Below are 16,226 nucleotides of genomic sequence, written 5' to 3'. Positions count from 1 at the left end.
GGACCATGCAAACTCGTGACGACATCTTCAACACCCTGCGCGATGCCCTGGTCGAGCTGTTCGAACTGGACCCGGCTCGCGTGAGCCTGGAATCCAACCTGTATCAGGATCTGGAAATCGACAGCATCGACGCCGTCGACCTGATCGATCACATCAAACGCCAGACCGGCAAGAAAATCGCCGCCGAGGAATTCAAGTCGGTGCGCACCGTCAGCGACGTGGTCGAGGCGGTCTACCGTCTGGTTCAACCGGCCGCATGAGCCGACTGATCGGCCTCGGCCTGCTGCTGGCAGGCTTGCTGTATCCCTTTGCGGTGTATTTCGGCATGGAGCATTTCGCGCCATGGCAGTTCGGCCTGCTGCTGGGCGGCCTGTGGCTGGCCCGGGCGCTGACCGGCGAACGCAAGCCCGGCAGTTTGTGGATGGCCGGCGTGGCGATCGTGTTCTGCCTGCTGCTGGCGGTGTTCGACAGCCCTTTGCTGTTGCGCTGGTACCCGGTGCTGATCAGCGGCTTCATGCTGGTGCTGTTCAGCCTGAGCCTGAAATACGGCCCGCCGATGGTCGAGCGTCTGGCTCGCCTGCGTGAACCGCAACTGCCGCCCAAGGCGATTCGTTACACCCGCCAGGTCACCGTGGCCTGGAGCGTGTTTTTCTTTTGCAACGGTTTGTGCGCCGCCCTGCTGACACTGTGGGCGCCGCTGAACTGGTGGATGTTGTACACCGGCCTGATCTCCTACGGATTGATCGGCCTGATGTTTGCCATTGAATGGCTGATACGACAACGGGTAAGAGGTCGCCCATGAACTGGATAAAACTTGAGCAGCTGTTGCTCAAGGCCCTGCCGGCGCGCACGGTAACGAGCGCACCGGCATTCGATCATGCACAACTGTGCGAACAGGCCCTGAGCCTGGCGGCAGGTCTGCAAGCGCGCGGCGTGCAACGTCTGGCGGTACATCTGGAAGATGCCGCCGACCTGGCCGTCGCCCTGCTCGGCGCCTGGCGTGCCGGCGTCAGCGTGTTGCTGCCGTCTGATCTGCAAGCGCAGACCCGCCAGCGCTGGTCGAACGACGTCGATCTGTGGCTGACCGATCAGGCCTATGACGCTCGTCTGAGCGATTTGCTGCAACCTCCCCTGCCCGCTGCCGAACTGGATCTCGACCAGTGCCGCCTGAGCCTGTGCACCTCCGGCTCCAGCGGCGAGCCCAAGCGCATCGACAAATCCCTGCGCCAACTGGCCAACGAAGTCGAAGCCCTTGAGCAACTATGGGGCGCGGACCTGGGTGAAGCCTGCATCCTCGGCAGCGTCGCCACCCAGCACATCTACGGCTTGCTGTTTCGTGTGCTGTGGCCGCTGTGCGCCGGGCGTCCATTCCTGCGCAAGCAACTGGCCTTCCCGGAAGACCTGCAACGCGCCAGCCGCGAGCACCCGGCCTTCGTCTGGGTCGCCAGTCCGGCGCTGCTCAAACGCATGGGCGACAACCTCGATTGGCCAGCCCTGAGCGTCGTTCGCCGGGTGTTTTCGTCCGGTGGCGCACTGCCGGCTGACGCCGCACAAAGCCTGCATCAACGCTTGGGACAGTGGCCGACGGAAATCCTCGGCAGCTCGGAAACCGGCGGCATCGCCTGGCGCCAGGGCGAATCGTTGTGGCAGCCGTTTGCCGGCGTCGAGTTGAGCCAGGACAGCGACGGCGCCCTGCTGATCGCTTCGCCTTATCTGCCCGCCGGGCATGTCGAACACACCGCCGATGCGGCGCGCATTCAGGCCGATGGCCGCTTTGAATTGCTCGGGCGGCTCGACCGGATCGTCAAACTCGAAGAAAAACGCATATCCCTGCCGATGCTTGAACAGGCGCTGGTGGCTCACGACTGGGTCGCCGAAGCGCGTCTGGGCGTGGTGCAGGAGAACCGCGCATCCCTCGGCGCTCTGCTGGTGCTCAGCGAATCCGGCCTGTTTGCACTGCGCGAACACGGTCGGCGCAGCCTGACTGAAACCCTGCGCCGTCATCTCGGCGACCATTGCGAAGCCCTGGCCCTGCCCCGCCGCTGGCGTCTGCTGCGACAGTTGCCGCTGACCTCGCAGGGCAAGTTGCCTCAAGCCGACGTCGAAGCCTTGCTGTTGGCACCACGGCCAAAGGCGCCGGAGATACTGGAGCAGGCCGAAACCGGGGGCGAATGGAACCTGCAATTGAGCGTTCCGCCGGATCTGGCCTACTTCAGCGGCCACTTCCCCAAGGCCCCGGTGCTGCCGGGCGTGGTGCAGGTCGAGTGGGCGCTGAACCTGGGTCGGCAACTGCTGAACCTGCCCGGCGCGTTCGCCGGCATGGAAGTGCTGAAGTTCCAGCAACTGGTGCGCCCCGGCGATGAGGTCCAGTTGCATCTGCGCTTCGATCCGGAACGCGGCAAGTTGTATTTCGCCTACCGCAACGACACCGCCACCTGCTCCAGCGGGCGGATTCTGCTGGGGGCTGGCGATGCATAACCCTTGCGCCGTGATCCCGGTCTACAACCACGAAACCGCCATCGGCACGGTGGTCGACGCCCTGCTCGCCGAGGATCTGCCGTGCATTCTGGTGGACGACGCCAGCAGCAAATCCTGCGCGGCGGTGCTGGACGCGCTGGCCGAGCGCGAGCGGGTTCATCTGGTGCGCCTCACTGCCAATCAGGGCAAGGGCGGCGCGGTGATGACCGGTCTGCGTGAAGCCGCGCGGCTCGGCTTCAGCCATGCCTTGCAGGTCGACGCCGACGGTCAGCATGACTTGCAGGATGTCGCGCGTTTCATCGAAGAATCCCGCGCTCACCCCAAGTCGCTGATCTGCGGTTATCCGCTGTACGACGCCAGCGTGCCCAAGGGCCGTTTGTATGCGCGCTACCTGACCCACGTGATGGTGTGGATCAACACCCTGTCGCTGCAGATTCGCGACTCGATGTGCGGCTTCCGCGTGTATCCGCTGGAACCGACGCTGGGCGTGATCGACTCGGCGCGGATCGGCAAGCGCATGGATTTCGACTCGGACATTCTGGTGCGCCTGGCGTGGCGCAATCAGCCGATGCGCTGGTTGCAGACCAGCGTGCATTACCCGCTGGACGGCGTGTCGCACTTTCGCCTGTTCCACGACAATGTGCTGATCTCGAGCATGCACACACGCCTGTTCTTCGGCATGTTGCTGCGCCTGCCCGCGATCCTCTGGCGACGGTGGCGCGCATGACCGTCGAGACCGACAAGAAGCACTGGGCCGACCGCGAAGAGCGCGGCAGTTTCCTGCTGATGAAATTCACCGCGTTCGCCGCCAAGGTTCTTGGTCGACGCCTGCTGAGTCCGTTGCTGTACGGCATCGTCCTGTACTTTTTCCTGTTCGGCCGCACTGCGCGGCGCAGTGCCTGGCAGTATCAGCAGCGCCTCGCCGACTGGAGCGGTCGCCACGAACTGCGCCCGACCCGGTGGCGAGTATTCCGCCAGTTCATGGCATTCGCCGATTCGCTGCTCGACAAGCTCGACGTGTGGAACGGCAAGCTGAAGATCGAGCAGATCGAAATCATCGACCCGGCGCTGTTGCGCAATCAGTTGCGCGGCAGTCGCGGGCAAATGCTGGTGGGCGCGCATCTGGGCAACCTCGAAGTGTGCCGGGCGCTGGCGGAGCTGGGCGAAAAGGTCACGATGAACGTGCTGGTGCACACCAAGCACGCCGAGCAATTCAATCGTCTGCTGGGCGAGGCCGGGGCGACCAACCTGCGACTGATCCAGGTCAGCGAGCTGGACCCGGTGATCATGCTGCAACTGCACGAACGGCTGGAGCGCGGCGAGTGGCTGGCGATTGCCGGCGACCGCGTGCCGCTGCATGGCGGGCGCAGCGTGACTGTGGACTTTCTCGGCCATCCCGCGCCGTTCCCGCAAGGGCCGTGGCTGCTGGCCGGCCTGCTGAAATGTCCGGTCAACCTGCTGATGTGCCTGAAACAGCCCGACGGCCACTATCGCCTGACTCTCGAGCCGTTCGCCGACGCCGTGGTGTGGTCACGCCGCGAGCGCGAACAGGTCATTCATCAGTGGGCCACCCGCTATGCGCAACGCCTGAGTCACTATTGCCTCGAAGCACCGTGCCAATGGTTCAACTTTTACCCATTCTGGAAAACCGATGACAACGCCAACTCCTGAGCCGGTCACCTTCGGCGAACGCCCTTTGCGCATCGAAGACGTGCTGGCCCTGGCCAACCGTCAGGCGCCCGTGCAGTTGCAGAGCGACGCGCCTTATCGCGAACGCATCGCCAAGGGCGCGCGGTTCCTCGATTCGCTGCTGGACAAGGAAGGCGTGATCTACGGAGTGACCACCGGTTACGGCGACTCCTGCGTGGTTGCGGTGCCGTTGCATCACGTCGAGGCGCTGCCGCGTCATCTCTACACGTTCCATGGTTGCGGGCTGGGCAAACTGCTCGACGCCCAGGCCACCCGCGCGGTGCTGGCGGCGCGTCTGCAGTCGCTGTGCCACGGCGTGTCCGGGGTGCGCATCGAGTTGCTGGAGCGCCTGCATGCGTTTCTTGAACACGACATTTTGCCGCTGATTCCTGAAGAGGGTTCGGTGGGCGCCAGCGGCGACCTGACGCCGCTGTCCTACGTCGCCGCAACCCTGTCCGGCGAGCGTGAAGTGATGTTCCGTGGCGAACGCCGCCAGGCTGCCGATGTGCATCGCGAACTGGGCTGGACACCATTGGTGCTGCGTCCGAAAGAAGCGCTGGCGCTGATGAACGGCACCGCCGTGATGACCGGTCTGGCGTGCCTGGCTTACGCCCGCGCCGATTACCTGCTGCAACTGGCCACCCGCATCACCGCGCTGAACGTGGTGGCGCTGCAAGGCAATCCTGAACACTTCGACGAGCGCCTGTTCGCCGCCAAGCCGCATCCGGGGCAGATGCAGGTCGCCGCGTGGCTGCGCAAGGATCTGGCGATCGACGCACCGACCGCTCCGCTGCACCGTTTGCAGGATCGTTACTCACTGCGCTGTGCACCGCATGTGTTGGGCGTGTTGGCTGACAGCCTGAACTGGCTGCGTTCGTTCATCGAGACCGAACTCAACAGCGCCAACGACAACCCGATCATCGACGCCGAAGCCGAGCGCGTGCTACACGGCGGGCACTTCTACGGCGGACATATCGCGTTCGCCATGGACAGCCTGAAAAACCTCGTGGCCAACGTCGCCGACCTGCTCGACCGACAACTCGCGCTGCTGGTGGACGAGCGTTACAACCACGGTTTGCCGAGCAACCTGTCCGGCGCCAGCGCCGACCGCGCGATGCTCAACCACGGCTTTAAAGCTGTGCAGATCGGCGCCAGCGCCTGGACCGCCGAGGCCTTGAAAAACACCATGCCGGCCAGCGTGTTCTCACGCTCCACCGAGTGCCACAACCAGGACAAGGTGAGCATGGGCACCATCGCCGCCCGCGACGCCATTCGTGTGCTGGAGCTGACCGAACAGGTCGCCGCCGCCACGTTGCTGGCGGCCAATCAAGGCGTATGGCTGCGCGGCCGCGATGAAGATGCACGACCACTGCCGCCATCGCTGGCCGCCATGCACGAGCAACTGGCCCGGGACTTCCCGCCGGTGATCGAAGACCGTGCCCTGGAAGGTGAATTGCGCCTGTGCCTGCAACGCATCGCCGAGCAACACTGGAGGCTGCATGCGTAGTGCCGGAGTGCTTCACGCCGATACGGAAATCCTCGTGCCGTTCTTTGACGTCGACACCATGCACGTCGTCTGGCACGGCCATTACGTGAAATACCTGGAAGTGGCGCGCTGTGCACTGCTCGACAAGATCGGCCACAACTACAACCAGATGGTCGACTCGGGCTATGCCTGGCCGGTGATCGACCTGCAACTGCGCTACGTGCGCGGCGCGGTGTTCGGTCAGCGGCTGAACGTGCGCGCCAGTCTGGTGGAGTGGGAAAACCGCCTGAAGATTCACTACCTGATCACCGATGCCGAGACCGGTGAACGCCTGACCCGCGCCAGCTCGGTGCAGGTGGCGGTCGAGATGAGCAGCCGGGAGATGCAACTGGCCTCGCCGAAAGTCTTCACCGATGCCGTGGAAAGGATGCTGCGATGAATGTGTTGTTGAAATCCTTGGGGGCCCTGGCACTGCTGACGCTGTCGTCGCTGGCCAACGCCTTCGACCTGCAACAGTTGAGCGAGCAACTGGCGAAGCCGGACGTGATCCACGGCCAGTTCACCCAGGAAAAACACCTGCGCGCCCTGCCCCAGCCGCTGATCAGCAAAGGCAGTTTTGTCCTCGCCAAAAACCACGGCCTGCTGTGGCTGCTGAAATCCCCGCTGCAACAGGATTACCGCATCAGCGCCAAGGGCATCGCCCGGCGTGACGCCACCGGCTGGCAACTGCTGCCGAACAAGAGCGCCGGGGCCGAGCAGAACCGCTTGTTCCTGGCGGTGCTGCAAGGCGACAGCAGCGGTCTGCAACGGGATTTCGAACTGGCCCTGAGCGGCGATGCGCAGAAATGGCAACTGACCCTGACCCCGCGTTCGGTGCTGCTCAAGCAGGTGTTCAATCAGATCAATATCAGCGGCGGCGCGTTGGTGAACACCATCGAACTGCTGGAAACCCAGGGCGACAGCACCGTGCTGCGCATGCAGGACAGCACCGCCGGCCAACCTCTGAGCGACGCGGAGCAACATGACTTTGCCGAGTGAACGCAGGCTGCCCTGGCTGTTCCTGATCCTGCTGCTGGCTATCGTCGCACTGGGTTCTTGGCAGTGGCGCGACGGTGCGCCGCTGTCGGCCAACCTGATGGAACTGGTGCCCGGCACCCATCCGGACGCCCTCGAACTGCGCGCCGAACAACGCATGCAGGAGCCGCTCAACCGCGACATCCTGGTGCTGGTCGGTCACGCCGATCGCCAACAAGCCGTCGCGATGGCCCAGACCCTGGGCGAGCAATGGCAGGCCAGCGGTCTGTTCGAAAAGGTCCAGTGGAACCTGCAAGCCGATCTGCCAGCCCTGCGCACGCAATTGCTGCAAGGGCGGCTGGCGATGCTTTCGGCGGATGACCGGCAACTGCTGACCGAACATCCCGACGCCTTCATCCAGCAACGGGTGCAGGCGCTGTTCGACCCGTTCACCGGGTTCAGCCTGGTGCCGAGCCAGGACGACTGGCTGGGCCTGACCGGGCGCATCCAGAACAGCCAGCCGCAACATGGCGCGGTGCAACTGGACATCGGCAGCGGCGCGTTGATCGCCGACGCCGACGGCAAGAGCTGGGTGCTGCTGCGCGCACGCACCACCGGCAGCGCCTTCGACATGAATCAACCGCTGCAAGTCGCCGCCCTGCTGCAACACAGCCGTGAGCAAGCGGCGAGTGCCGACGTGCAATTGCTGGCCGCCAGCGGCCTGCTGTACGCCGCCAACGGTCAGCAGCAGGCGACCCGGGAAATGACCTGGGTCGGCGGCGGCGCCACCATCGGCATCCTGTTGCTGTTGCTGCTCGCCTTCCGCCGCTGGCGGGTGCTGCTGGCGTTCATTCCGGTGCTGGTGGGCATGCTGTTCGGTGCAGTGGCCTGCGTGGCGCTGTTCGGGCACATGCACGTGATGACGCTGGTGCTCGGTTCCAGTCTGATCGGCGTGGCGGTGGATTACCCGCTGCACTACCTGTCCAAGAGCTGGAGTCTCAAACCTTGGCACAGCTGGCCGGCGTTGCGCCTGACCCTGTCCGGGCTGACGCTGAGCCTGATCACCAGCGCCATCGGTTACCTGGCACTGGCCTGGACACCTTTCCCGGCGCTGACCCAAATCGCGGTGTTCTCCGCCGCCGGTTTGCTCGGCGCCTACCTGTCGGCGGTGTGCCTGTTGCCAGCCTTGCTGAAAAACGTCGAACTGCGCCCGGCGCAATGGCCGCTGCAACTGGCTGAGCGTCTGGTGCGACTGCGGGAGAACCTGCTCGAACACATCAGGACGCCGGTGTTGCTGGCCCTGCTGATCGCCTTCTGCGTCGGTGGCCTGCTGCAACTGGAGAGCAGGAACGACATTCGCCAGTGGGTCGGTGCGCCGCAACGTCTGACCGATGAGGCGCAGACCATCGCGCGGATTACCGGCTATCAGCCGACCAGCCAGTTCTTCCTGGTGCGCGCCGCCGATCAGCAGCAATTGCTGGAGCGGCAAGCGGCCCTGAGCGAGCGGCTGGATCAATTGGTCAACCTCGACAAGTTGCAGGGTTATCTGGCGCTCAATCAACTGGTCAGCCCGCCGGCTCAGCAGCAACAGGTGCGTGAAGCGCTGAGCAAGTTGCCGCAGTTCTGGCAGCCGTTGCTGGAAGTCGGCGTACCACTGGCGGCGCTGCAAACCGAACTGCAACAGTTGCAGGCGCTGCCCGCCGAAGACATCGATGCAGCGCTGGCCGGCCCGCTCGGCGAGCCCTACCGCACGCTGTGGCTCGGGCCGACCGAGGACGGCGTGGCAGCGATGGTCAGCCTGCAAGGCCTGAACAATCCGTCGCTGCTGCGGGTGCAAGCGCTGGACCTGCCCGGCGTGATGCTGGTGGACCGGCTCGGGGATCTGAACAAGGTGTTCGCCCAGACCCAGATCAGCGCCGCTGAGCTGAAACTCGCGTCCTGCGTGTTGATCGTGCTGGTGCTGATGCTGCCGTTCGGTCTCGGCGGCGCGCTGCGAATCGTCGCCCTGCCGCTGCTCGCTGCGCTGTGCAGCCTCGCCAGCCTGGGCTGGCTCGGTCAGCCGCTGACCCTGTTCAGCCTGTTCGGCCTGTTGCTGGTGACGGCGATCAGCGTCGACTACGCGATCCTCATGCGCGAACAGGTCGGCGGCGCGGCCGTCAGCTTGCTCGGCACTTTGCTCGCGGCCGCCACAACCTGGCTGTCGTTCGGCCTGCTGGCGGTGTCGAGCACCCCGGCGGTGAGCAACTTCGGCCTGTCGGTGAGCCTCGGTCTGGCGTTCAGCTTCATGCTCGCGCCGTGGGCCGGGCGTCAGGCCCACGCAGTTGCCGTCACGGAGCCTTCAGCATGATGGTGGTGACTTTCTGGCTGATGGCCCTGGCGCTGTTTTTCGTCGCCACCCGGGTCGGCCGGCATTTCGGGCTGATCCCGATCGTCAGTCAATTGCTGCTGGCCAGCTTCGGCCTGCCGCTGCTGATGTACTTCTGGATCGAACCGGGCTGGCAACTCAACGGCGCCGAACTGATCGCGCCGGGCTGGCTGAAAAACCTCTACAGCCTGAGCTTCGCCCTCTTGCTGGGGCACATCCTCAGCGACGTGATCGACCTGCGCCTGGACCGTCAGAGCGTGAAGATCGCCCTGCCGAGTTTCGCCGTGCCGTTCACCTGCGGCCTGGCGACGGCGTACTGGCTGTTGCCGACGCAGCCGTGGATCAACTCGCTGGCGATCGGTCTGGTGTTCGCCATCACCGCGATCCCGGTGTTGTACCTGTACCTGCGCCACATCGACTACCCGCCCGCCGCCACCCGGCGTCTGGTGCAGACCGCGATCCTGATCGACCTGACCTGCTGGACCCTGTTCGGCCTCGCCCAGGGCAGCCTGCACCTGAGCAGTCTGCTGATACCGCTGGGGATGGCCTGCGTGCCGGTGCTGCTGCGGGTATTCGGCATACGCCGGCCATTGACCTACAGCCTCGGTTTTTTTGCGCTGCTGGTGCTGGCCGAACACTACAAACTCAACGCGCTGATTTTCGGCATCGGCTATCTGCTGTGCATGGCCGCGCTCAAGGTGCCACTGGTATTGCCGATCCCGGCGCACTGGATGAACCGCTTGCAGACGTGGGTCGCGATTCCGCTGATCCTGACTTTCGGCATCGTCCAGATCGACGTGCACAGCGCCCTCGCCAGCCTCGGCGCCGGGCAATGGGCAGCGCTGCTGCTGTTGCCGGTCGCCAGCAAAATCGTGGGCAACTGGCTCGGCCTCGGCTGGGCCGGCGCGTCGTTCGCAGGCGCCAGTCGCTGGCGCGAAAGCGTGCTGCTGAACATTCGCGGATTGAGCGAAATCGTCTTTCTCAACCTGCTGTTGCAACAACAACTCATCAGCCCGGCGTTGTACTTTGCGCTGATGCTGATGGGTCTGATCGCGACGCTGTTGCCGGCCTTCATCGGCCTGCACCGGGCGTCACTGAACCCTATTGCCGTACCCAGGAGCTCGCGTGCCAATCGTTGAAATGGAATCCCGTCAGGTCGTGATCATCGGCGCCGGCCCCTCCGGCGCCATCGCCGCCGCATTGCTCAAGCGCAAGGGGCACGACGTGCTGGTGATCGAGCGCCAGCATTTCCCGAGGTTCTCCATCGGTGAAAGCCTGCTCTGCCATTGCCTGGATTTCGTCGAAGAAGCCGGCATGCTCGAGGCGGTGAATGCCGCCGGGTTCCAGCGCAAGAACGGCGCGGCATTCGCCTGGGGCGAGCGCTACAGCGCCTTCGATTTTGGTGACACCTTCACCGCCGGCAAGCCCACGACGCTGCAGGTGCAACGCGCCGACTTCGACAAATTGCTGGCCGATCAGGCGGCATTGCAGGGCGCGGAAATCCGCTACGGCGACGCGATTGTCAGCGTCGATTTCGAACGCCCGCGACCGCAGCTGAATGTGCGCCGCGAAGACGGCAGCGAATACCGCGTCGAAGCCGACTTTGTCCTCGATGCCAGCGGTTACGGCCGCGTGTTGTCACGTTTGCTCGACCTGGAAGCACCATCGAATTTCCCGGTTCGCCAGGCCGTCTTCACTCACGTTGAAGACCACATTGATCATCCCGGTTTCGACCGCGAGAAGATCCTTATCACCACCCACCCGCAGCACCGCGATATCTGGTTCTGGTCGATCCCGTTCAGCAACGGTCGCTGCTCGGTGGGCGTGGTGGCTGCCGCTGAACATTTCGCAGGTCGCGACACCGACCTCGACGCCTGCCTGCGCGGTTTCATCGCCGAAACCCCGAGCCTGGCCAAGGTGCTGAAAAACGCCGTGTGGGATACCCCGGCGCGCACTCTCGGCGGCTATGCGGCCAACGTCAAAACCCTGCACGGCCCAGGCTTTGCGCTGTTGGGTAACGCGGCCGAATTTCTCGACCCGGTGTTCTCCTCGGGCGTGACCATTGCCATGCGTTCGGCGAGCATGGCCGCCGCTGTGCTGCACCGACAGTTGCAGGGCGAAACGGTGGACTGGCAGCGGGAGTTCGCCGAGCCGCTGAAACGCGGGGTCGACACGTTCCGCTGCTACGTCGAAGGCTGGTACGCCGGCACCTTTCAGGACGTGATTTTCCACGAGCAAGGCTCCCCGGAAATCCGCCGCATGATCTGCTCGATCCTCGCCGGTTACGCCTGGGACGAACGCAACCCGTTCGTCAGTGAAGCGCGCCGTCGTTTGAAGACGATCTCCGAACTCTGTGCAAGGGACGACACATGAATTACCTGAGCGACAACTACGTCGAGGAAACCCGCTTCGGCTTCTGGTTCCTGCGCAGCCACACCTGGCAGCACCATGTGCTGCGCGTGGCGATCAACGATCTGCGCGGGCTGTTCAGCGAATCGTTGCCAGCCAGTCCGGTGCTGCTGGATGCCGGTTGCGGCCAAGGCAAGTCGTTCGGTCACCTGCGCCAGACCTTCGCGCCACAGCGCCTGATCGGGGTCGATGCCGATCCGCACAGCCTGGAATTGAGCGCCGCCGAGGCCGCGCGTCAGGGCTTCGACGTTGAGCTGATCGGCAGCGACTGCGCGACTTTGAATGTCCCGGATTCAAGCGTCGACCTGCTGTTCTGTCACCAGACCTTCCATCATCTGGTGGAGCAGGAAAAAGCTCTCGCCGAGTTCTATCGGGTGCTCAAGCCGGGCGGTTATCTGCTGTTCGCCGAGTCCACCGAGGCTTACATTGATACGTGGGTGATTCGCTGGCTGTTCCGTCATCCGATGCACGTGCAAAAGAGCGCGGCGCAGTACCTGGAGATGATTCGCCAGCAGGGTTTCGAGTTCGCCGAACAGAACGTTTCGTACCCGTACCTGTGGTGGAGCCGGTCGAAGGATTTCGGTCTGCTCGAGCGTTTTGGTCTGCGCCAGCCCAAGCCCTTTGGCCAGCGGGAAGAAACCCTGGTCAACGTGGTGGCCCGCAAACCCTTGAACGAGGCTGTCTGATGTTGCGTGTTCTGCTGCTCGCCTGCGTTTTGCTGCTCGGTGCCTGCGCCAGTCAGGCGCCGCTGCCGGCCGGCAACCCGAGCCTGCCGCTGCCGATGCAGCTGCATATCGAGCGCCACCTGGCCGGGCAACAGCAAGACTGGTTGCTGGTGATCCAGCGCGAAGGGCCCGGCATCCGCTGGTCGATGATGGATCCGCTGGGCATTCCCCAGGCGCGTCAGCAGTTGATCGACGGACACTGGCAGGCCGACGGCCTGCTGCCGCCCAACCCGGAAGCCCGGGAGTTGTTCGCCGCGCTGCTGTTCGCCCTGACCCCTGCGGGCGAGCTGTCGCGCAACTACCCCGACGCGCAGCAACAGGGCGGCCAACGTTCCCTGCCGGCGCGCTGGGACATCCGTTACACCCAACCCTTGAGCTTCGAATTGAACCTGCCACAAGGCCCGCACTATCGCGTAACGCCACTCGGTGAACCGACGTCATGACCGCCTACCTCAATGCCCTCGGCGTGATCTGCGCCCTGGGGCGCGACAAGCAAATCGTGGCACGCAACCTGTTTGCCGGCGACTGCTCCGGCATGCGCCGCGAGTCCGGCTGGGTGCCGGAGCGCGAACTGCCGGTGGCCGCCGTACACGGCGATCTGGCGCCGATTCCCGAAGCGCTGGCCGACCAGCGCAGCCGCAACAATCAACTGTTGCTGGAAGCCGCGTTGCAGATTCGCGATGACATTGAGCACGCGATCCAGACTTACGGCCGCGAGCGCATCGGCGTGGTGCTCGGCACCAGCACTTCGGGCATCGACGAGGCCAGCCGTGGCCTGGCGCACTACATTCGCGACCAGCAGTTCCCGGCCGATTACGACTACCGGCAACAGGAACTCGGCGCCCCGGCGAATTTCCTCGCCGACTGGCTGCAACTGAGCGGCCCGACCTATGTCATTTCCACCGCCTGCACTTCCAGCGCACGCGCGCTGATGAGCGCCCGACGCCTGCTCGATCTGGGCCTGTGCGACGCGGTGCTGTGCGGCGGTGTCGACAGCCTGTGCAAACTGACCCTCAACGGTTTCAGTGCGCTGGAAGCGGTCTCGGACGAGCGCTGCAATCCGTTTTCCGCCAACCGCAACGGCATCAACATCGGCGAAGCGGCGGTGCTGTTCGTGATGAGCAAAGAGCGCGGTGCAGGGCCGGGCATTGCCCTGCTCGGCGCGGGCGCCAGCTCCGACGCGCACCACATTTCCGCACCGGAGCCGACCGGCCGTGGCGCGCTGCAATCGATGCAAAAAGCCCTCGATCAAGCCCACTTGCAGGCCGGTGACATCAGCTACCTGAACCTGCACGGCACCGCGACGCAACACAACGACGCCATGGAAAGCCTGGCCGTCGCCGCACTGTTTGCTGAAGGCGTGCCGTGTTCCTCGACCAAACCGATGACCGGCCACACCCTCGGTGCCGCCGGCGCACTGGAAGCGGCGTTCTGCTGGTTGAGCCTGAGTGCCGACAACCCTGACTACGCCTTGCCGCCGCACATCTGGGACGGCCAGGCCGACCCGGCATTGCCAGCGCTGAAGTGGGTGACCGCAAGCGAGCGCCTGGCGTCCATTGCACCCCGCTACCTGATGAGCAACTCGTTTGCCTTCGGTGGCAATAACGTCAGCCTGATTATCGGAGACGCCCCATGAGCCACTGGCCGCTCGCCGAACTGCTGCCCCACGCTGGCGACATGATCCTGATCGACCGGATCCTGAGCTTTGACGACGAACAGATCCACACCACCCTCACCGTCCGGCCCGGCGGCCTGTTCAGCCTGCCCGACGGCAGCCTGCCGGCGTGGGTCGGCGTCGAGCTGATGGCGCAAAGCGTCGCCGCGTTCGCCGGCTGCCATGCGCGGCAGAAAGGCAACCCGGTGGAGCTGGGCTTTCTGCTCGGCACACGCAAGTTCGAATGCAATGTCGCGGCCTTTCCGGTTGGCAGCGAACTGACCATCCATGGCCTGCGCTCGCTGGAAGACGACAACGGCATGGGCGTATTCGAATGCCATATCAACGCGCCCGGCATCGAGGCCAGCGCCCGGCTGAACGTGTTCCGCCCGCCCCAGGCAGCGGACTATCTAGAGCAATCCAAGGAGTCGAACGATGACTGAATCAATACTGGTCACCGGCTCCAGCCGTGGCATCGGCCGCGCCATTGCCCTGCGCCTGGCCAGTGCCGGCCACGATATCGTCCTGCATTGCCGCAGCGGCGTAGCGGAAGCGCAAGCAGTGAAAGCCGAAGTCGAAGCGCTCGGCCGCACCGCGCGCATCCTGCAATTCGACGTGGCGGATCGCGAAACCTGCAAAGCCATCCTCGAAGCCGACGTTGAAGCCCACGGCGCCTACTACGGCGTGGTGCTCAATGCCGGCCTGACCCGCGACGGCGCCTTTCCGGCACTGAGCGACGACGACTGGGACGTGGTGCTGCGCACCAACCTCGACGGTTTCTACAACGTCCTGCACCCGGTGATGATGCCGATGATCCGCCGCCGCGCCGCGGGTCGCATCGTTTGCATCACCTCAGTCTCGGGGCTGATCGGCAACCGTGGCCAGGTCAATTACAGCGCGTCGAAAGCGGGCGTGATCGGCGCCGCGAAAGCCTTGGCGATCGAACTGGCCAAGCGCAAGATCACGGTGAATTGCGTTGCGCCGGGCCTGATCGACACGGCGATGCTGGATGAAAACGTGCCGGTGGAAGAACTGATGAAAATGATCCCCGCACAACGCATGGGCACGCCTGAAGAGGTGGCCGGTGCGGTGAATTTCCTGATGTCGGCGGAAGCGTCGTACATCACCCGCCAGGTGCTGGCGGTCAACGGAGGCTTGTGCTGATGAAGCGCGTTGTCGTCACCGGCATGGCCGGCATTACCTCGCTGGGCAGCGACTGGGACACCATCGCCGGCAATTTCGCCGCCAACCGCAGCGGCATTCGCCGGATGGACGAGTGGGATCGCTTCAGCGAACTCAACACGCGCCTGGCCGGGCCTATCGATGATTTCCAGGTGCCGGCGCACTGGACCCGCAAACAGCTGCGCAGCATGGGCCGTGTTTCGCGGCTGGCCGTCGGCGCGGCGGAAAAAGCGCTGGCCGATGCCGGCCTGCTCGGCGACGAGTCGATCAAGGACGGGCGCATGGGCGTGGCCTGCGGTTCGTCCACCGGCAGCACCGACGAGATCAAGGCGTTCGGCAACATGCTGCTCAACTCGGTGGCCGAGGGCCTCAACGCCAACTCCTACGTGCGCATGATGCCGCACACCACGGCGGCGAACATCAGCATCTTCTTCGGCCTCACCGGCCGTTTGATCCCGACCTCCAGCGCCTGCACCAGCGGCAGCCAGGGCATCGGTTATGCCTACGAGGCGATCAAGTTCGGACGCCTGCCGCTGATGCTCGCCGGTGGCGCCGAAGAACTGTGCCCGACGGAAGCCATGGTGTTCGACGCGCTGTACGCCACCAGCCTGAAAAACGATGCGCCGCACACCTCGCCACGCCCCTACGACAAGGGCCGCGACGGTCTGGTGATCGGTGAAGGCGGCGGCATGCTGGTGCTTGAAGAGCTGGAACACGCCCTGGCACGCGGTGCGCACATTCACGCCGAGATCGTCGGTTTCGGCAGCAACGCCGACGGCCAGCACACCACCCGCCCCGAGCAAGTCACCATGCGCCGGGCAATGGAACTGGCGCTGGAAGACGCAGGACTTGCGCCGGACGTCATCGGCTACGTCAACGGCCACGGCACCGCCACCGAACAGGGCGATGTCGCCGAAACCCTGGCCACCAGTGCCCTGTTCGGTGAACGCATGCCGATCAGTTCGCAAAAGAGCTTCCTGGGCCACACCCTCGGCGCCTGTGGGGCGCTGGAGTCGTGGTTCAGCATCGAGATGCTCAACCGCGACCTGTACGTGCACACGCTCAACCTCGACGAGGTCGATCCGCACTGCGGCAAGCTCGACTACCTGCGCGGCGAATTCCGCCAGATGAGCCACGAATACGTGATGAACAACAATTTCGCTTTCGGCGGGGTCAACACCTCGCTGATTTTCCGTCGCTGGCCCCAACCGAATTAATCCAGGT

The 16,226-nt window shown here is 64.5% G+C and carries 17 protein-coding genes; all 17 read left to right on the top strand.

From position 1 onward, the window contains the following. The first annotated feature begins 5 nt into the window (after nucleotides 1–5). The 17 genes from ABFB52_RS03265 to ABFB52_RS03185 are packed head-to-tail and all read left to right on the top strand — an operon-like array spanning nucleotide 6 to nucleotide 16,219. Nucleotides 6–260: an acyl carrier protein gene (locus tag ABFB52_RS03265; RefSeq protein ID WP_007947135.1), complete on the top strand. Its 255-nt coding sequence runs from the start codon at nucleotides 6–8 to the stop codon at nucleotides 258–260. Continuing rightward, the gene (locus ABFB52_RS03260; protein ID WP_085746440.1) at nucleotides 257–802 is read left to right on the top strand and encodes a hypothetical protein; all 546 of its coding nucleotides are present in this window, start codon (nucleotides 257–259) and stop codon (nucleotides 800–802) included. The genes ABFB52_RS03265 and ABFB52_RS03260 overlap by 4 nt, the downstream gene beginning before the upstream one ends. Next, a complete protein-coding gene (locus ABFB52_RS03255; protein ID WP_129972297.1) occupies nucleotides 799–2,478 on the top strand; it encodes an acyl-CoA synthetase family protein in 1,680 nt (559 codons plus the stop codon). The genes ABFB52_RS03260 and ABFB52_RS03255 overlap by 4 nt, the downstream gene beginning before the upstream one ends. Further along, nucleotides 2,471–3,205, top strand: a complete 735-nt coding sequence (locus ABFB52_RS03250) for a glycosyltransferase family 2 protein (RefSeq protein WP_129972296.1) — start codon at nucleotides 2,471–2,473, stop codon at nucleotides 3,203–3,205. The genes ABFB52_RS03255 and ABFB52_RS03250 overlap by 8 nt, the downstream gene beginning before the upstream one ends. Next, nucleotides 3,202–4,149: a glycosyl transferase gene (locus ABFB52_RS03245; RefSeq protein WP_039766474.1), complete on the top strand. Its 948-nt coding sequence runs from the start codon at nucleotides 3,202–3,204 to the stop codon at nucleotides 4,147–4,149. The genes ABFB52_RS03250 and ABFB52_RS03245 overlap by 4 nt, the downstream gene beginning before the upstream one ends. Next, nucleotides 4,130–5,674, top strand: coding sequence for an aromatic amino acid ammonia-lyase (locus tag ABFB52_RS03240; protein ID WP_074689588.1), 1,545 nt, complete (start codon nucleotides 4,130–4,132; stop codon nucleotides 5,672–5,674). Before ABFB52_RS03245 ends, ABFB52_RS03240 begins: the two co-directional genes overlap by 20 nt. After that, entirely contained in the window at nucleotides 5,667–6,092 is a 426-nt protein-coding gene (locus ABFB52_RS03235; RefSeq protein ID WP_085746436.1) for an acyl-CoA thioesterase, read from the top strand. Before ABFB52_RS03240 ends, ABFB52_RS03235 begins: the two co-directional genes overlap by 8 nt. After that, nucleotides 6,089–6,691, top strand: coding sequence for an outer membrane lipoprotein carrier protein LolA (locus ABFB52_RS03230; RefSeq protein WP_102718311.1), 603 nt, complete (start codon nucleotides 6,089–6,091; stop codon nucleotides 6,689–6,691). The genes ABFB52_RS03235 and ABFB52_RS03230 overlap by 4 nt, the downstream gene beginning before the upstream one ends. After that, on the top strand, nucleotides 6,675–9,014 hold the full coding sequence (locus tag ABFB52_RS03225; protein ID WP_129972295.1) for an MMPL family transporter: 2,340 nt from the start codon (nucleotides 6,675–6,677) through the stop codon (nucleotides 9,012–9,014). The genes ABFB52_RS03230 and ABFB52_RS03225 overlap by 17 nt, the downstream gene beginning before the upstream one ends. Then, nucleotides 9,011–10,171 carry a sodium:proton antiporter gene (locus ABFB52_RS03220; protein WP_102686834.1) on the top strand — a complete coding sequence of 387 codons (1,161 nt, stop codon included), beginning with the start codon at nucleotides 9,011–9,013 and terminating at the stop codon, nucleotides 10,169–10,171. Before ABFB52_RS03225 ends, ABFB52_RS03220 begins: the two co-directional genes overlap by 4 nt. Beyond that, nucleotides 10,158–11,405 carry an NAD(P)/FAD-dependent oxidoreductase gene (locus ABFB52_RS03215; RefSeq protein ID WP_129972294.1) on the top strand — a complete coding sequence of 416 codons (1,248 nt, stop codon included), beginning with the start codon at nucleotides 10,158–10,160 and terminating at the stop codon, nucleotides 11,403–11,405. Before ABFB52_RS03220 ends, ABFB52_RS03215 begins: the two co-directional genes overlap by 14 nt. Next, nucleotides 11,402–12,127 carry a class I SAM-dependent methyltransferase gene (locus ABFB52_RS03210; RefSeq protein ID WP_129972293.1) on the top strand — a complete coding sequence of 242 codons (726 nt, stop codon included), beginning with the start codon at nucleotides 11,402–11,404 and terminating at the stop codon, nucleotides 12,125–12,127. The genes ABFB52_RS03215 and ABFB52_RS03210 overlap by 4 nt, the downstream gene beginning before the upstream one ends. Continuing rightward, nucleotides 12,127–12,609: a hypothetical protein gene (locus ABFB52_RS03205; RefSeq protein WP_007952358.1), complete on the top strand. Its 483-nt coding sequence runs from the start codon at nucleotides 12,127–12,129 to the stop codon at nucleotides 12,607–12,609. The genes ABFB52_RS03210 and ABFB52_RS03205 overlap by 1 nt, the downstream gene beginning before the upstream one ends. Next, nucleotides 12,606–13,802, top strand: a complete 1,197-nt coding sequence (locus ABFB52_RS03200) for a beta-ketoacyl-[acyl-carrier-protein] synthase family protein (RefSeq protein ID WP_129972292.1) — start codon at nucleotides 12,606–12,608, stop codon at nucleotides 13,800–13,802. The genes ABFB52_RS03205 and ABFB52_RS03200 overlap by 4 nt, the downstream gene beginning before the upstream one ends. After that, the gene (locus ABFB52_RS03195; protein ID WP_085746429.1) at nucleotides 13,799–14,263 is read left to right on the top strand and encodes a hotdog family protein; all 465 of its coding nucleotides are present in this window, start codon (nucleotides 13,799–13,801) and stop codon (nucleotides 14,261–14,263) included. Before ABFB52_RS03200 ends, ABFB52_RS03195 begins: the two co-directional genes overlap by 4 nt. Beyond that, nucleotides 14,256–14,984 carry a 3-ketoacyl-ACP reductase FabG2 gene (locus ABFB52_RS03190; RefSeq protein ID WP_085746428.1) on the top strand — a complete coding sequence of 243 codons (729 nt, stop codon included), beginning with the start codon at nucleotides 14,256–14,258 and terminating at the stop codon, nucleotides 14,982–14,984. Before ABFB52_RS03195 ends, ABFB52_RS03190 begins: the two co-directional genes overlap by 8 nt. Then, nucleotides 14,984–16,219, top strand: coding sequence for a beta-ketoacyl-ACP synthase (locus ABFB52_RS03185; RefSeq protein ID WP_085611127.1), 1,236 nt, complete (start codon nucleotides 14,984–14,986; stop codon nucleotides 16,217–16,219). The genes ABFB52_RS03190 and ABFB52_RS03185 overlap by 1 nt, the downstream gene beginning before the upstream one ends. Nucleotides 16,220–16,226 lie beyond the last annotated feature (7 nt).

The organism is Pseudomonas sp. 9.2(2024), assembly GCF_039695385.1.
GTDB classification, from domain to species: domain Bacteria; phylum Pseudomonadota; class Gammaproteobacteria; order Pseudomonadales; family Pseudomonadaceae; genus Aquipseudomonas; species Aquipseudomonas paraglycinae.
This window is presented reverse-complemented; position numbering and strand designations above follow the sequence as displayed.

Excerpts from the sequence above, each read along its gene's own strand:
- ABFB52_RS03265 (WP_007947135.1), top strand. The coding sequence starts at position 6 with ATGCAAACTCGTGACGACATCTTCAACACCCTGCGCGATGCCCTGGTC.
- ABFB52_RS03260 (WP_085746440.1), top strand. The coding sequence starts at position 257 with ATGAGCCGACTGATCGGCCTCGGCCTGCTGCTGGCAGGCTTGCTGTAT.
- ABFB52_RS03255 (WP_129972297.1), top strand. The coding sequence starts at position 799 with ATGAACTGGATAAAACTTGAGCAGCTGTTGCTCAAGGCCCTGCCGGCG.
- ABFB52_RS03250 (WP_129972296.1), top strand. The coding sequence starts at position 2,471 with ATGCATAACCCTTGCGCCGTGATCCCGGTCTACAACCACGAAACCGCC.
- ABFB52_RS03245 (WP_039766474.1), top strand. The coding sequence starts at position 3,202 with ATGACCGTCGAGACCGACAAGAAGCACTGGGCCGACCGCGAAGAGCGC.
- ABFB52_RS03240 (WP_074689588.1), top strand. The coding sequence starts at position 4,130 with ATGACAACGCCAACTCCTGAGCCGGTCACCTTCGGCGAACGCCCTTTG.
- ABFB52_RS03235 (WP_085746436.1), top strand. The coding sequence starts at position 5,667 with ATGCGTAGTGCCGGAGTGCTTCACGCCGATACGGAAATCCTCGTGCCG.
- ABFB52_RS03230 (WP_102718311.1), top strand. The coding sequence starts at position 6,089 with ATGAATGTGTTGTTGAAATCCTTGGGGGCCCTGGCACTGCTGACGCTG.
- ABFB52_RS03225 (WP_129972295.1), top strand. The coding sequence starts at position 6,675 with ATGACTTTGCCGAGTGAACGCAGGCTGCCCTGGCTGTTCCTGATCCTG.
- ABFB52_RS03220 (WP_102686834.1), top strand. The coding sequence starts at position 9,011 with ATGATGGTGGTGACTTTCTGGCTGATGGCCCTGGCGCTGTTTTTCGTC.
- ABFB52_RS03210 (WP_129972293.1), top strand. The coding sequence starts at position 11,402 with ATGAATTACCTGAGCGACAACTACGTCGAGGAAACCCGCTTCGGCTTC.
- ABFB52_RS03205 (WP_007952358.1), top strand. The coding sequence starts at position 12,127 with ATGTTGCGTGTTCTGCTGCTCGCCTGCGTTTTGCTGCTCGGTGCCTGC.
- ABFB52_RS03200 (WP_129972292.1), top strand. The coding sequence starts at position 12,606 with ATGACCGCCTACCTCAATGCCCTCGGCGTGATCTGCGCCCTGGGGCGC.
- ABFB52_RS03195 (WP_085746429.1), top strand. The coding sequence starts at position 13,799 with ATGAGCCACTGGCCGCTCGCCGAACTGCTGCCCCACGCTGGCGACATG.
- ABFB52_RS03190 (WP_085746428.1), top strand. The coding sequence starts at position 14,256 with ATGACTGAATCAATACTGGTCACCGGCTCCAGCCGTGGCATCGGCCGC.
- ABFB52_RS03185 (WP_085611127.1), top strand. The coding sequence starts at position 14,984 with ATGAAGCGCGTTGTCGTCACCGGCATGGCCGGCATTACCTCGCTGGGC.